This window comes from Psychrobacter sp. Ps7 (assembly GCF_022129225.1).
GTDB lineage: Bacteria > Pseudomonadota > Gammaproteobacteria > Pseudomonadales > Moraxellaceae > Psychrobacter > Psychrobacter immobilis_A.
Genome location: NZ_JADQAH010000024.1, coordinates 29,092 through 44,906 on the forward strand (window position 1 = coordinate 29,092; position 15,815 = coordinate 44,906).

The following is a 15,815-nucleotide window of genomic DNA, read 5'->3' on the forward strand; positions in this document are numbered from 1 at the left end:
AAGCCTCTACCATATCTAAATGGTAGAGGCTTTTATTTGCTGCTAGGCTGGTTAATAGCTACTTTGCTTGTCTGGTTAGCTAAAAACATACTGCATTGACGCCATCATACTCAGGGATTCTTCATGCGCTACGCATTTTTCATTACCATTTTTGCGCTATTGCAGCTCTTTAGTGTCGGCGCTGCTCTAAGCGTGCAATGGTGGTTACAGCCTTGGCAGACAGTAGGTTGGCAAATTTCTGTCTGGGTCATCGTATTTGTGATTACCAACGGTTTGCTGCTACTCAGTGTCAATAGAGCATTTGCCAATAGCTATCGCTGGATCAGTGGTTGGATGTTGGCCATGCACTTTATGCTATTGACGGCTTTAGTTACCAGCCTATTTTATGGTGGCTATTGGCTAATCACATTGCTAACCGGTGATGTGCTGGCTACATCGGCTACCGTCGATTTTGGGCTGCGCATATTGGCATTGGCAGTATTTATCGGGTTATTTGTTTATGCTCTATACAGCGCTTATGCGCCTGTGGTGCGTAAGTTATCTATTGATATTGATAAGCCTTTGGTCAAGCCGCTACGTATTGCGGTCGCTAGCGATTTGCATATCGGGAGATTGTTTGGGATTGGCGCAATAGATAGGCTGCATCGTCTTATTGTGCAGCATAAAGCAGACATATTGCTGATGCCAGGCGATATCATGGATGACAATATACAGGCATTTACCACATATAAAATGGCAGAAAACTTGGCTGAGTTATGCAAAAGCCTGCCGTATGGGGTCTATGCAACTTTAGGCAATCATGATTTGTACGGGCACGAGCAGTCGATTAGTGAGGCGTTGCGTGCTGCTGGCGTGCAGTTACTAAATGATGCAGTCATACGCCTCACGCACCAAGGGCAAGCACTTTGGTTGATGGGACGCTTCGACAATCATAAGCGTCAGCGCGTCCCGACGACTGAGCTACTGGCGCAGGTCAATAGCGCTGAGCCGCTGATATTGTTAGACCACAGACCAAGTGGTATTGCTGAGCACAGCCAAATGCCGATTGATTTGCAGCTCTCTGGGCATACCCATAACGGTCAAATATTCCCCGCCAACTTCATTGTTAGTGCCATCAACCGCTTGGGCTATGGCTATGAGGTTATCAATGACAGTCACTTTGTGGTGTCATCTGGTTACGGCTTTTGGGGCATTCCGTTTCGACTGGGCTCGCGCTCAGAGATTTGGCTCATCACTTTGAATGGTCAGGTTGGAGATAACGTTTAAGCAAGTCATATTTAAGAAAACAATGCTTAAAAAAGTAACGTTTAAATAGTGGCAGTGCCATTCTATTTTATAAGTAAACAGGCACTCTCTTATACAACTGTATTGATAACTATGCCGCTAATTGTGACTGGGTATTGATAACGTCACGCACAAAACTCGCAAACCCTTTAATAATATCGCCTGTTTCTTGTCCGATACCTTGATGAATACTCATAAAATGAATAAAACCATGCGGCGCACCTAGAATGGTATGAGTCTCGACTGCTACACCATGCACCTTTAATTGCTTTGCATAAGCAAATGCTTCATCACGTAATACGTCTAATTCTGCGGCGACAATATAAGTCGGGCATACTTTACTATTATCACCAAGCATCGGACAGTTAAGGATATGCTGGCGTGGCAAGGGGCTGTTATCTAAACAAGCAGCATCAAATACAGCCACATCGGCATGATCCAATAATAATCCCTCGCCATATAACTCCCAACTTGGATAATCCGTTTCGATATCCGTCACAGGATACAAAGGCATTTGTGCAAGCGGCTTTGGTAAGCGCTCTAATAAATCGAACATTTTTTGACCTGCAATGCCCAGATCTGACCATGCGATTTGCGAGGGCGCAGTGAGTTGTTGAGCAATCAAAGTGGATAATCCGCCGCCAGCACTATCGCCTGCCAGCACGATTCGCGAGGGTAAAGCACCTAAGGTGTGGCAATGCTCAGCCAGCCAAGCATAGGCAGTGATACAGTCTTTTAATGCGGCTGGTGCTGGATGCTCAGGTGCTAAGCGATAATCAACACTAACTATCGGCCAGCCCGTTTGCTCACAAACCGCGTGGCAAAATTCATGATGGGTATTGACATCACCAATACAAAATCCACCCCCATGAAAATATAACAACACTGTTTCATCAGAATTATGAGTATCCGCTTTTTTGAACCCTAAGCCATGAGAGCTCGCGTCTGATTGATAACAGCGAATGGTCATATCGCCATCATCAGCGTTGGCAATCACTTTGTCTTCCCAATGCACAAGCTTCTGATTTTTTTTCGTAAATCGCTTCATGTTGCCGATGATATTGTCACTTGCTTGCTGCCATACCTGCGGTGCTTGCATCGCCACGGCGTCAGCGGCGAACCTTTCGCGCAGCTCATGCATTGGTGTCAGCTCAAGAGGCGTTTTAAGCTTACTATTCACCGCGAGAATCAAACGCAGGTGAGCATCGGCGTGCAGATATTGTTTTGAGCTAGGTCCTTTCAAATAACCAACCAAGCTCTCTAATAGTGGCGTTGGCAGATAGCCGACTCCTTTCATGGCATAGTGCAAGGTATGCGGCTGGCAAGTCGTCAACGGGTTATAGCTAAGCACTTTTTGTTTGACGGTCAAACGATTCTCTTGAGTGCCATTTTCTTCTCTTATACCATTATCTATACGATCTGTTGATGCGAGCTTTATCGTCATCAGCGCTTTATTTAATAGCGCATTGATTGATAACACGGTTGATTTAGACATAACACTTCTCGTTAAGGATTGTCAGTATGCGTTGTCATATATGAGCGTTCACTTTGACATTAGCCATACTATTTGTAGCAATAATAGAGTAATCAAAAATAAAGTTGAGTATTGTTTGGTAATGGCTTATGTACCAACGGTAAGTTTTTTGGAATAAGTACTGCTTTCTTGTAGCTTGTGTTAACGAACATGGATAGCCATTTACCACCTATGACATTCTGTTTTGAGCACTTTAATCCAGATTTAGGCAATATTTGTTGTAAATTAGAAAAATTCCCTTGGCTTAGGCTTGAAATTTAGCTCCATCACCTTTATCAAACAGCTAGTAGAAGGTACTCATAAAAACAATGTGTAAGACAGGTTAATTATTTAATAAGAGCACAGTATCCCTAGCAAATAGTGAGCTTGTTGCCTCTTATATAAATTGTCATTATTAAAATTCTAAGGAGCTATCATGAGCGAGCAAAATACCAACCACGAATCGCCTGAGCAAAATGTGGCGCATGACAATATTGAACACAGTGACAGTATTTTAGAAGAAACCATGAAAGAGTTTGATCCAAAGCATAACTCAGGTGAAGAGATGACCATCGAAAATGAAATCGATCTCGACACCTTTAAAGCGCGCATCGCTGAGCTAGAAGGTGAAGTAAAGCAAGCTAAAGAAGTTACCGCTCGTGCTAATGCTGAAGCTTACAATGCACAAAAACGCATGGAGCAAGAGGCGGATAAGAGCAAGCGTTTTGCCTTGCAGAAATTTGCCAAAGAGTTATTAGAAGTGGTCGATAATTTAGAACGCGCCATCGAAAGCGCCCATGCCGATGACCCTGTTACAGAAGGGGTGAGACTGACGCACAAAGCGTTATTGGACGTATTAAATAAGAACGGCGTCGAAATGGTTGACCCACAAGGCGAGAAATTCAATGCGGATCTTCATGAAGCGGTGGGTATTGATGAAGAAGCCGAGGCTGATACTGTCGGTACTGTATTACAAAAAGGCTATAGCTTGAACGGTCGTTTATTACGCCCAGCCATGGTACGTGTTGGACAGTAGTACTAAAAATTGGATTTTTAATGTGCTAAACCCTACTATTATTAAGGGTTTTCACAAAAAGTCACACGAAAGACAAATTTTGCATGATGATTGACTTGAAAAAATCCATAAGTAAACCGATATATATAGCAACAAGAGATCAACCACGGTCTGAATAGATAAATACTTAAAACAAATTAGGAGCAAATAATTATGGGTAAAGTAATTGGTATTGATTTAGGTACGACTAACTCCTGTGTCGCAGTGATGGAAGGTGACAAAGTTAAAGTCATCGAAAATGCTGAAGGTACTCGTACAACGCCATCTATCGTTGCTTATAAAAACGATGAAATTTTGGTGGGTCAGTCAGCCAAACGTCAAGCGGTCACCAATCCAAACAACACGTTGTTTGCGATTAAGCGTTTGATTGGTCGTCGTTTTGATGACAAAGTCGTGCAAAAAGATATCGGCATGGTACCTTACAAAATCGCCAAAGCAGATAACGGTGATGCATGGGTAGAAATTAACGGTAAAAAATTAGCACCACCACAGGTTTCTGCTGAAATCTTGAAAAAAATGAAAAAAACAGCAGAAGACTATCTTGGTGAAACTGTTACTGAAGCGGTTGTAACGGTACCAGCTTATTTTAATGACTCACAACGTCAAGCAACAAAAGACGCGGGTAAAATTGCGGGTCTTGATGTAAAACGTATCATCAACGAACCAACAGCTGCGGCTCTTGCGTACGGTATGGACAAGAAGCAAGGCGATAGCACGGTTGCTGTTTATGACTTGGGTGGTGGTACTTTTGACGTATCAATCATCGAAATCGCTGACGTTGATGGCGAGCAGCAGTTTGAAGTTTTAGCAACCAATGGTGATACATTCCTTGGTGGTGAAGACTTTGACTCAGCATTGATTGATTATTTGGTTGATGAGTTCAAAAAAGACCAAGATGTTAATTTGAAAGGTGACTCATTGGCGATGCAGCGTCTAAAAGAAGCGGCAGAAAAAGCGAAAATTGAGTTATCAAGTGCCCAAAGTACTGAAGTGAACTTGCCTTATATTACTGCAGACAGCAATGGTCCTAAGCATTTGGTGGTCACTATCAGTCGCTCAAAACTTGAGAGCTTAACTGAAGAGTTGGTACAACGTACCATGGGTCCTTGTAAGATTGCGCTTGAAGATGCTGGCATAAAAATTGGTGACATCGATGATGTTATCTTAGTTGGTGGTCAGACTCGTATGCCACTGGTACAGCAAAAAGTACAAGAATTCTTCGGTCAGGAACCACGTAAAGATGTGAACCCTGATGAAGCAGTAGCGGCAGGGGCTGCGATTCAAGGCGCGGTATTGTCTGGTGAAAAAACAGACGTATTGCTACTTGATGTGACGCCACTAACGCTTGGTATTGAAACGATGGGTGGTGTCATGACACCAGTTATTGAGAAAAACACCATGATTCCTACTAAGAAATCACAGGTATTCTCAACGGCTGAAGACAACCAACCAGCTGTGACCATCCAGGTTTATCAAGGTGAGCGCAAAATCGCTAACCAAAATAAACAGCTTGGTCGTTTTGATTTGACGGATATTCCACCAGCACCACGTGGTCTACCGCAAATTGAAGTTACTTTTGACATCAATGCTGACGGTATCATGAATATCTCAGCAACTGACAAAGGTACGGGTAAAGCGCAAAGCATCCAGATCAAAGCAGATTCTGGCTTGACGGATGAAGAAATCGAGCAAATGGTTCGTGATGCAGAAGCCAATGCTGCAGAAGACGAAAAATTCGCTAACTTAGCGCAAGTTCGTAACGAAGCAGATGGTCGTATTCATGCGGTACAAAAAGCGTTAAAAGATGCTGAAGATAAGGTAACTGCTGAAGAAAAATCAACAGTAGAAGCTGCTATCACTGAGCTTGAAGCGGTGATGAAAGAAGATGATCATGATGACATCAAAGCCAAGCTTGAAGCATTAGACAATGCCTTCTTGCCAGTTAGTCAGAAGATTTATGCTGATGCAGGCGCAGGTAGCGAGGGCATGGATCCAAGCCAGTTCCAACAAGGCGCGGACAATGCAGCAGATAGCAACCAAGCTGATGATGACGTCGTTGATGCTGAGTTTACTGAAGTAGACGAAGACAAAAAATAATTGTGATTTAGTAACTAAACGCAGTTAAAACAAAAAACGCATCCTTCGGGATGCGTTTTTTTATGGCTGTTATTTATAAGAAATATCCTACCACTCTATATCTTGTCTTTATGATTTAAAGGCACTCACTATCAGTACTTCATAAGTCAAATGAACGATAGGCTGACCGTCGTCATCTTGCGCCGAAAAATGTTGCCAATAATCAGACTCAAACTGTTGCAAGCGTGCCTTGGTCCACATAAAGGGCTGGGTGCTGTTGGCTTTTACTTGCGTCTGATTGGTCGATACGCCGGTCAACTTCATATGTTTTAAGATAGCGTAGGGACTGGCAAACGGTAACTCGAAACGCTGAGTGGACAGTTCAATTTTCTCAAAACCCGCACTAATCAGTGCCAACTGCCACTCGTCGATATCTGGGTAATAGAGTCCTTGACCGGTCAAACTTTTAATTTGCCAAAAGTTATTTGGCGTAAAAGTGTTAAACAGCAGTTGACCTCCAGCTCGCAAACGGCGTGATGATTGCGCAACAAAGTTTAAGGGATCATCAAACCATTGCACTGCATTGGCACTGATTATCAAGCTATGCTCATCCTCAAAGTTCATCGTTTCAGCATCGCCAATTGCTATGTCAGCATTGGGCATTATGGACTGTAAAGTAGCCGCTTGTTCAGCGCATAATTCATTGATTAGCCAATATTGACTTTGAATGTGTGCTGCGAGTAGGCGGGTCATTTGACCAGTTCCTGCACCGACTTCAAGCACACTATCGTGTTCAGTGTGAGTGAGTTTGTCTATTAAATATTGACATACTTGCTGCTGAATATTGGCATGCTGATCATAGTCGCTGGCATTGGCAAAATGACGAGCGATGGTTTGTTTTCTGGTGCTAAAGTTATCAGGCGTGGTGAGTGTTTTCATACGGTTTATTATATCCAAGTGAGCCAATTATCAATCGATAGCAGGACTGACGTCGCTGATGTATAACAACAGATTTATAATTGTTGTATCAATTGTTCGCAGTCTTCATCTGTCAGCTTGGCATTCATCACCAAACGGATACGAGCGGTATTTATAGGCACAGTGGGTGGCCTGATAGGCAGTGCGTAAAAACCTGCTGCTTGCAATTGTTGTGCTTTGGCAAGCGTGCTGGCATTGTCGCCCAAGATGTAAGGCACAATCGGTGAGTCATAGTGTGGATGCTGGGTGTTTTGAGACACAGAGTATCTTGGGTCGATGGCTTGACTAAGCTTGGTAGACAACCGCGCTAAATGCAAACGTTGATTATTTAGCATTGGCATTTTTGCTAAAATAAATCGCGTCCATGCGTGATTGATAGGGGGTAATGCAGTACTAAAAATTAGCGGGCGCATGCGGTTAATTAGCCATTGCTTGACGACATCATCGCACATGATATAAGCACCCACCGAGGCAAACGCTTTACCGAAAGTACCGACCAAATAGTCAATATCAGCCAATGTCTGCGTTTCTTCCGCTAGTCCCAATCCTGTATCACCCAATACACCGATGGCATGAGCCTCATCGACATACAGTTCGATACGAGCATCGCTAGCCTTTAATTGTACCAGTTGACATAAATCCGCACGATCACCATCCATACTAAAGATGCTCTCAGTGACAATAATGATGCGCTCAATGTCTGGCGCTGCTTGCTCAATAAACGTCGCCAAGTGTTCATAATCATTGTGACGATAACGACGATAGCTGACAAGTTTGCTTTGGCTCAATCGCAACCCATCGATAATGCTGGCATGTACCAGCTTGTCAGCTAAGATCAGTGTTTTGACTGGCAAGGCTGTGAGGGCTGGCAATATACCAAGATTGGCATGATAGCCGCTATTCAATACCAATACCGATTTTGAGGCAGAGATATCACGTTTGCCGACAGCGGTTTGATACCATTCCTGCAACTCAGACTCTAGCGCTTGTAGCTGTGCATCATTTCCAGTGAGCAAGCGTGAGGACGTCGCACTCATTTTAGGTATTTGTGCGACTGATAGCAGTGTTAGTTGACTGAGAAATTCGTTTTGTAATTCGGTGTCGCCGCCTAAGCCCAGATAATCGTTACTGGCGATATTGAGTAAGGTTTTACCTTCGCTAATAACGTATTGCCCATGATGTTGAAGATTGGGTAATTGACGGTATTGTTGGGTGGCTTTGAGTGCTGTAAGCGCTTCTTGCAGGTGGCTAGTTATACGTCCGGTCATTATTTTTACCTTAAAATATTCGGTATCTCTTATTGTTTTATGCTTATTTCTACTAGAAAGGCGATGAAATGAGTAGGGATTATTGCATAAACTCAGTGGTTGTAACAAAAGATTTCATATCTTTGCCTTTGTAACCCAAGCACTGATAAATACTTGCAAATCTTAACTCTCATACCATCAAACACTGACAGACGACTTGAAATAGTTTGTTACTATATACCCATCGTTAGCAAACAAGGCGATAGGGTTATAAAGGCCAATATAAATAGATAACTTGTTTGTCCAAATTGATTTTAAGGAGCTAATAATGAAAACTCTACAAAAAACGCTACTTGCACTAGCAGCTGGTTCTTTGTTAACTGTTGGCGCACAGGCCGCTACTTCTTATAGCAACGGTTACACTGGTCAGCCGTATGTCGGCGTCAAAGTCGGTCAGTTTGATCTAGATATCGACAATGCAGATGATCCAACTGCTTATGGTGTCTACGGTGGTTATAACTTCGATCAAAACTTTGGTGTCGAAGCAGAGTATGTAGGTTCAGATGATGCTGATTACAGAAACGGTGATCTTGATGCCAAAACTTATGGCGCATATGGTACGGCACGCTACCAGTTCCCAAATACTGGCTTATACGCTAAAGGTAAGCTAGGGGTTGCTAAAACTGAAGTAGAAGGTGATTACACCGTTGGTCCAGTCAAAGTTTCGAGATCTAGCAGCGACACAGGTCTTGCTGGTGGTGTAGGTCTTGGTTACTCAGTGAACCCTAACTTTGGTGTCGAAGCTGAATACTCAATGATGGACAGTGATGTCGATGCCAAGCTACTTACTGTTGGCGCTCAGTTGAAGTTCTAAAGCCAAAACGATTTATCAGCTAAACGAGTGAGAGAAGATGGCAATAATAATCTTTTCTCATTCAGATACTTTACAGACAAATAATTAAAAATATAACCCTAGGGGAATACTATGAAAACTTTACAAAAAACGTTACTTGCATTAGCAGCTGGTTCTTTATTAAGCATGGGTGCACAAGCTGCCGTATCTTATGGCAACGGTTACACTGGTCAGCCATACGTTGGTGTAAAAGTCGGTCAGTTTGACCTAGATGTAAACGGCGCTGATAAGCCAACTGCTTATGGTGTCTATGGTGGTTACAACTTTGATCCTAACTTTGGTATCGAAGCAGAATATGTAGGTTCAGGCGATGCCGATTATTATAACGGTGATATCGATGCCAAGAGCTATGGCGCTTATGGTACTTATCGTTATCAGTTCCCAAATACTGCGCTATATGCCAAAGGTAAGCTAGGTGTTGCTAAGACTGAAATCGAAGGTAACTATATCGTTGAAGACTCTAATAGAAAAACTATTTCTAACGATGATACCAGCCTTGCAGGTGGTGTAGGCCTTGGTTATTCGGTTAACCCAAACTTCAGTGTTGAAGCTGAATATGACATGTTAGGTAGCGACGCAGATCTTATGACTGTTGGTGCTCAGCTAAAATTCTAAGTTTTTGATTAGCAGTATGATAACTAAAAAACGCACCCTATGAGGTGCGTTTTTTTGTACGATAAAAAGCACTGTAAGCGTCATTAAAAAAGAGTGCATTCGAAATAAGGTTCTGTTAATATCTCGAATTCGACAATAGTTCAGCTAACTTATATGCTCTGTTATTTTCATTCAGATGGTATTTTTAGTTTTATTTAACAGGAAGATATATGAATACTTTACAAAAAGCTTTAATCGCCCTATCAGTTGGCTCTTTATTGAGTGTCAGCGCGCAAGCGGCAGTTAACTATGCAGGTCAGCCGTATGTTGGCGTAAAAGCTGGTAAGTTCATGGTAGATGCTGATGATCTAGATGATCCTACTGCTTATGGTATTTATGCTGGTTATAACTTTGATCCTAACTTTGGTGCTGAAGTTGAATATGTAGGCTCTAGTGACACTGATGTTGATACAGGTACCAGACTTCTTAAAGGTGAATATGACCTTAAAACTTATGGTGCTTACGGTACTTACCGTTATCAATTCCCTAATACTGGTTTATATGCCAAAGGCAAGTTAGGTTTTGCTAAAGCTGAGATTGATGCGTCTTTAAGTGACGTACTTGGAAACACTATTAGTGAAAGCGATAGCGATAGTGGTGTTGCTGGTGGTATTGGTTTGGGTTATAACTTTAACCCTAGCATGAGCGTTGAAGCTGAATATGATTATGTCGCTGAAGATATTACTCTATTGACTTTAGGTGCTCACATTAAGTTTTAATAAGTTGATTAAAGAAAAAAGAAACGATCGCTTTGGCGGTCGTTTTTTTATGCTCTAATTTTTAATATATGTTTCTCATATTTTTCGAAGTATACACATCATATATTGATGATTTTTAAGAAATTATTAACACCAAAAATGTGCTACATTAAAAGTTAGAATGATAAAGATAGGGAATGTAGTGATGATGGAGATGCTGTGGATGATTGAACCTTGGCACTGGTTAGTCTTAGGTTTTATATTGCTGATCATTGAGATGTTTGTGCCGACATTCGCCAGCCTTTGGTTTGGTGCCGCTGCCATCATCGTTGCCGCGCTTTCGTGGCTATTGCCTATTTCTGTCTCTGTGCAAATTATTATTTGGTTGGTGCTTTCTGCCATATTCTTGCTGGCATGGTTCAAGTTTATTAAACCCTTATCAGTAGATCGCACCAAAGCAGGCTTGGGTGGTAGTGTTATCGTTGGTGAAACTGGCATGATTATCGTCCAGCCACAGCCAGATAGAGCGGGCACCGTCAGATTCAGTGTTCCTATTGTTGGGGCAGCGGAGTGGATGTGTCGCACTACGGGTGAGCCGGTGGCGGTCGGAGATCGAGTGGTGGTGACCGATATTGTCGGTAATGAGCTGATTGTGAGCAGTATGAAATCGCAGGCAGCGATTAATAAAGAGATGCAATTATAATAATAAGGATGAATTATGGAAAGCTTCAGCATTGTCATGGTGGTTTTGGTTGCACTGGTTGTCTTTACGGTTTTCAAAGGCGTTCGAATCGTGCCACAAGGCTATAAGTGGGTGGTGCAGCGATTGGGCAAATATAGCCAAACACTAGAGCCGGGTCTCAACCTTATTATCCCTTTCGTTGATGATGTCGCTTATAAAGTGACGACCAAAGACATTGTTCTTGATATTCCCTCACAAGAGGTCATTACGCGAGACAACGTTGTTATTATTGCCAACGCCGTGGCTTATATTAATATCGTGCGCCCAGATAAGGCCGTTTATGGTATTGAAGATTATGAATATGGTATTCGTAATTTGGTGCAGACGTCACTACGTTCAATTATCGGTGAGATGGATCTTGATAGTGCATTGTCTAGCCGTGATGAAATCAAAATGAAGCTAAAGCATGCGATATCAGAAGATATTGCGGACTGGGGTATCACCCTAAAGACAGTAGAAATTCAAGATATTAATCCATCGCAAACGATGCAAGCATCAATGGAAGAGCAGGCGGCGGCAGAGCGTCTGCGCCGTGCGACAGTGACTCGTGCTGATGGTCAAAAGCAAGCGGCTATCTTAGAGGCAGATGGACGTTTAGAGGCGTCACGTCGTGATGCCGAAGCACAAGTGGTATTGGCGAGAGGTTCTGAAGAGTCTATTCGCTTGATTACTAATGCAATGGGCGAGGAAGAGATGCCTATTGTTTACTTACTTGGTGAGCAATATATTAAGGCGATTCGTGAGCTGGCAGAGTCTGACAATGCAAAAATGGTGGTATTACCTGCTGATATTTTAAGTACGATAAAGGGTATGGTGGGTGATAAGCTTAAGGTTTAATAAGTAACGTATAGCCATGTGCTATAGCATTAACTCTTAAAATGGTCAGTGAGCTTATTAGGCGCTGACTATTTTTTCGACTGTCAATTGTGCTGAACGCTACATCTAATAAATTACTCATATCGTTCGTTTAACAAGAATAAAATATATATCAGGGATAAAAAATGACGATACAAAATATTAATACAGAAATTATTCAAACAAAAGACTTTATCCAAGGCACGGCACTACCTTATACCGTGCTCGATGATACGCATATCAATGCTGCGTATCCTGAGAGGAAGCTTGAGGTTAGAGGGGGTGGTTTTGGCTCAGATGCAGCGGCTCATCCAACCAATGCCAATCAATTTTATGTGCTCACCGATCGCGGTCCCAATGCAGATTTCGAAGGTAGTGCAGGCAAGGGTAAACAGTTTTTAGTACCTGATTATACACCGCGCATCGGATTGTTTGAGCTACAAGCAGCTGGGCAAATTATTAAGATCAAAGAGATACTACTAAAAGACGCAAATGGCAATCCTATCTCTGGGCTACCAAATCCACAAGCACTCGGCGGAACTAATGAAGTCCCTTACGATGTCGACGGCCAGCCGATGACCATGAATCCCAATCTACCTTTTGATGCAGTGACCAATCCTATCAAAAACGATCTCAATGGTTTAGATCCTGAAGGTCTTGCTGCGCTCACAGATGGCAGTTTTTGGATCAGTGATGAGTATGGTCCTCATTTGGTTCATTATAATGCGCAGGGGGTGGAGATTGAGCGTATCAATGCATTTGCCAGCGATCAGCGCAATAATGTAATGGATAATGGTCAGCCGATTTTACTACCAGCAGAATTTACCAAACGTCGTGCAAATCGCGGTATGGAAGCATTAACGATTACTCCAGATCAGAGCACACTGGTGGGTATTATGGAGTCTTCTATGGACAACCCTGATCAGTCAGGTCGTGTCGCCAGTTTGACGCGCATCGTCACTATCAATCTATACTCTGGTCAAATAGCACAGTATTTGTATCGTCTCGATCATGCTCACCATGTGACTTCGGGTATCGTTGCGATTAATAATCACGAGTTTTATTTGATTGAACATGATCGCAGGTTTCCGCTACAAGTCCAGTCTGCGCAAAAGCTCATTTATAAAATTGACCTCTCGCAGGCGACTGATATTGAGAATATTTTAAATACAGATAATATCACGCAAGATCATGTATTAGGTTTAACGATCAATGGACAAACGCTTGAGCAGCTTATTGCAGCAGATGAAAAAAATTGGCAATTGCTGAAGGAATTGGCTATCAAACCAGTCAAGAAAATCTTGGTCGTCGACGTTCTCGCGACTGTAGAGTATCCGCATGATAAGTTAGAAGGTTTGTGGTTGCGTCAAGACGGCTCATTGGGTTTACTGAATGACGATGACTTTGCGATGACGGATTCAATGATTGCCAATGCTAAAAGCACAATTGAGCAGAAATATTTGGACAGTGAAAAAACAATAGAAGATGCAAATAGGCTATATATGGTGATGCCTTCTGAATGTGGTGATGGCTACTGAGTAGGCTAGGGCATGTCCTCAATTCAATTGATCATACCTAAACGGGCTAAAAATGGCTAAATTTGCCAAACATCGTTAAATAGCTGGTTAATATCCCGATATTATCTGCGCTATTTTCCTCGTTTGACTGCAATTTATCTCATTTTTATCACCATTTTTGAAATGAGGACACGCCCTAGAGGTATTTTTCGTCAATCATCAGCTTTATTAAACACCATAAAAAAGACCTCGAATAAGGTCTTTTTTATGGCTGCTTTTAATGTATGGAATCACTCAATCAAATAACTTTTGAGAAACGGTTCTTATGTTTTTTCTCAAGATATTCATCAAATACCATGGCGACGTTACGACCTAATAATCGACCTTTTGGTAGCACGCGAATACCAGCCGCGTCCATATCGATGAGCTTGTCTTCTTGCATGGCGCCAAGCTGTTGAATCTCATTGATAAAGTAAGTGATGGCATCAATACCAAATTTTTGATTGACGTCTTTAAAATCGATATAGTCGTGACAGAGTAGATTCATAATCACATATTCACGCAAGCGATCTTTGATGGATGTTTTGATGACTTTTACCGCAGGCATGGCAGCCGAGTTACTTTGTGCAGCATCGATGCTCGCTTGATAAACTGATAAATCTGTATCATTTTGCAAAATATAGCGGGTATTGGCATTGGCAATTTGACTGATAGAGGAGACGCCGAAGCCCAATAAATCACAATCGCCCATGATGGTATAACCTTGAAAGTTACGATGCAGTTTGCCCTCACGCTGCGCCACGGCTAATTCATCATCAGGCTTGGCGAAGTGATCAATACCGATATATTGATAGGCAGCTTCGGTCAGCGTATTGATGGTATTACCAAGCATCGTAAGCTTGGCCGCTGGATCTGGCAAATCGGCTTCTTTAATCTGGCGCTGGGCTTTAAAACGTTCTGGCAAGTGTGCGTAATTAAATACTGACAAGCGATCCGGCGACATCTCGATGATACGGCGCACCGTTTTATCCAAGGTTGCGGGTGTTTGATGCGGTAAACCATAAATCAGGTCGATATTGATAGAATGAAAACCTAGATCCCGCGCCTCATTTAACACATTTTCAATGAGCTCTGCTGAATGTACACGGTTGACGGCGATTTGTACTGTTTCATCAAGGTCTTGTACACCTAAACTGACACGGTTAAAGCCAAGGTTACGCAATACTTTTAACGTCTCGCCACTCAGCTCACGTGGGTCAATTTCAATAGAGTAATCGCCTTTGTCTTCAGGTAAGAATTCAAACTGAGTTTGTAAAAACTCCCACAGTTGAACCATTTCTTCATCACGCAAAAATGTTGGCGTACCCCCACCCAAATGCAGCTGTTTAACGAGGGGTTTGCTACTACCTTCTGGGACAGGTAGAAGGCGGCGTTTGTGCTTAATCTCAGCGATTAAATACTGCAAATAATCGCCTGAGTCGCTATTTTTCTTGGTGATAATTTTATTGCAAGCGCAGTAATAGCAGAGGTGACGACAGAATGGAATATGAAAATATAAAGACAGTGGTGCACGAGCTTCACGGTTCTGAAGAATCTTTGCCTCAAGACCATCAGAGATGGGTGAGAACTCTAAAGCGGTCGGATAGGAGGTATAACGTGGTCCTGAACGATTGTATTTATTAATAATAGCTTCATCAAATGCAGGTAGCTGCTTACTCATCATACTGCCACGCGTACTGGCATAAGGACTTTCTGATTGCATAACAGGGCGTGTCGTGGTCGGTTGCTCTCCTGCACGATTGTAAGGTTGCTGAGTATTTGATTCTGAATGTTCTGTCATGCGGTACTCCTCGTTTTGACCTTGAGTATTACTGTTCTTACATCTCTAACGACCAAATATTTAAAAGCCAGTAGGTGTTTGATAGATCGTTAATAACCATAATAAGTCTGTTATCAATAATAATTTTCACAGCGCTATATGCTGCTAAAGTTATAGCCATCAATAAGCACTAGTATAACAAATCCTTGTTTACAGTGGGGTGGTCGGTGAGTTTTCTTAATAATGAATCGACGATCTGCACACAGGCTGCTTCCATAAAGTAAAAAAGACCTCAGCATATATCTGAGGTCTTTTTATCACTAATTTAAGCTATCACTAATTTAAGTTACGTCAAACTTATTCTTTTAGCTGGATTTTATTGCCAACGGCTTGCTTGCTAACGTCATTAGCATTGAAGGGTAAGCGAATCCATTCTTTAGCTGA

Annotated in this window: 13 protein-coding genes; 9 read left to right on the plus strand and 4 right to left on the minus strand. The window is 42.3% G+C overall.

Annotation, left to right across the window (positions count from 1 at the left end; all coding sequences use genetic code 11):
- Positions 1–123 precede the first annotated feature (123 nt).
- Entirely contained in the window at positions 124–1,266 is a 1,143-nt protein-coding gene (locus I3257_RS09270; protein WP_238049545.1) for a metallophosphoesterase, read from the plus strand.
- Positions 1,267–1,375: 109 nt separating this feature from the next.
- On the opposite strand, the gene I3257_RS09275 is transcribed toward I3257_RS09270, so the two are convergent.
- A complete protein-coding gene (locus I3257_RS09275) occupies positions 1,376–2,779 on the minus strand; it encodes an alpha/beta hydrolase (RefSeq protein WP_238049547.1) in 1,404 nt (467 codons plus the stop codon).
- Between the two features lie 454 nt (positions 2,780–3,233).
- Here I3257_RS09275 and grpE point away from each other — a divergent pair, with 454 nt between their 5' ends.
- Entirely contained in the window at positions 3,234–3,833 is a 600-nt protein-coding gene (grpE, locus tag I3257_RS09280; protein WP_045447584.1) for a nucleotide exchange factor GrpE, read from the plus strand.
- A 192-nt stretch (positions 3,834–4,025) separates the two neighbouring features.
- Complete coding sequence (dnaK, locus tag I3257_RS09285; RefSeq protein ID WP_045453885.1) at positions 4,026–5,969, plus strand: molecular chaperone DnaK; 1,944 nt, start codon at positions 4,026–4,028, stop codon at positions 5,967–5,969.
- Positions 5,970–6,077: 108 nt separating this feature from the next.
- Here the strand turns inward: dnaK and I3257_RS09290 are convergent, their stop codons facing one another.
- Positions 6,078–6,887, minus strand: a complete 810-nt coding sequence (locus I3257_RS09290) for a methyltransferase domain-containing protein (protein ID WP_238049548.1) — start codon at positions 6,885–6,887, stop codon at positions 6,078–6,080.
- Between the two features lie 74 nt (positions 6,888–6,961).
- On the minus strand, positions 6,962–8,194 hold the full coding sequence (locus I3257_RS09295; protein ID WP_238049549.1) for an 8-amino-7-oxononanoate synthase: 1,233 nt from the start codon (positions 8,192–8,194) through the stop codon (positions 6,962–6,964).
- Between the two features lie 307 nt (positions 8,195–8,501).
- On the opposite strand from I3257_RS09295, the gene I3257_RS09300 reads away from it, so the two are divergent.
- The 6 genes from I3257_RS09300 to I3257_RS09325 all read left to right on the plus strand — a co-directional run bounded on the left by I3257_RS09300 (position 8,502) and on the right by I3257_RS09325 (position 13,573).
- A complete protein-coding gene (locus I3257_RS09300) occupies positions 8,502–9,047 on the plus strand; it encodes a porin family protein (RefSeq protein ID WP_238049550.1) in 546 nt (181 codons plus the stop codon).
- A 111-nt stretch (positions 9,048–9,158) separates the two neighbouring features.
- Positions 9,159–9,701 carry a porin family protein gene (locus I3257_RS09305; RefSeq protein ID WP_045447596.1) on the plus strand — a complete coding sequence of 181 codons (543 nt, stop codon included), beginning with the start codon at positions 9,159–9,161 and terminating at the stop codon, positions 9,699–9,701.
- Positions 9,702–9,910: 209 nt separating this feature from the next.
- Positions 9,911–10,459 carry a porin family protein gene (locus I3257_RS09310; protein ID WP_045453878.1) on the plus strand — a complete coding sequence of 183 codons (549 nt, stop codon included), beginning with the start codon at positions 9,911–9,913 and terminating at the stop codon, positions 10,457–10,459.
- 184 nt (positions 10,460–10,643) lie between these two features.
- Positions 10,644–11,141: an NfeD family protein gene (locus tag I3257_RS09315; RefSeq protein WP_238049552.1), complete on the plus strand. Its 498-nt coding sequence runs from the start codon at positions 10,644–10,646 to the stop codon at positions 11,139–11,141.
- Positions 11,142–11,156: 15 nt separating this feature from the next.
- A complete protein-coding gene (locus tag I3257_RS09320; protein ID WP_045447605.1) occupies positions 11,157–12,017 on the plus strand; it encodes an SPFH domain-containing protein in 861 nt (286 codons plus the stop codon).
- Positions 12,018–12,181: 164 nt separating this feature from the next.
- A complete protein-coding gene (locus tag I3257_RS09325; RefSeq protein WP_238049553.1) occupies positions 12,182–13,573 on the plus strand; it encodes an esterase-like activity of phytase family protein in 1,392 nt (463 codons plus the stop codon).
- A 277-nt stretch (positions 13,574–13,850) separates the two neighbouring features.
- Here I3257_RS09325 and hemN read toward each other — a convergent pair whose 3' ends face one another.
- Positions 13,851–15,275 carry an oxygen-independent coproporphyrinogen III oxidase gene (hemN, locus tag I3257_RS09330; protein WP_238049555.1) on the minus strand — a complete coding sequence of 475 codons (1,425 nt, stop codon included), beginning with the start codon at positions 15,273–15,275 and terminating at the stop codon, positions 13,851–13,853.
- Between the last annotated feature and the right edge of the window lie 540 nt (positions 15,276–15,815).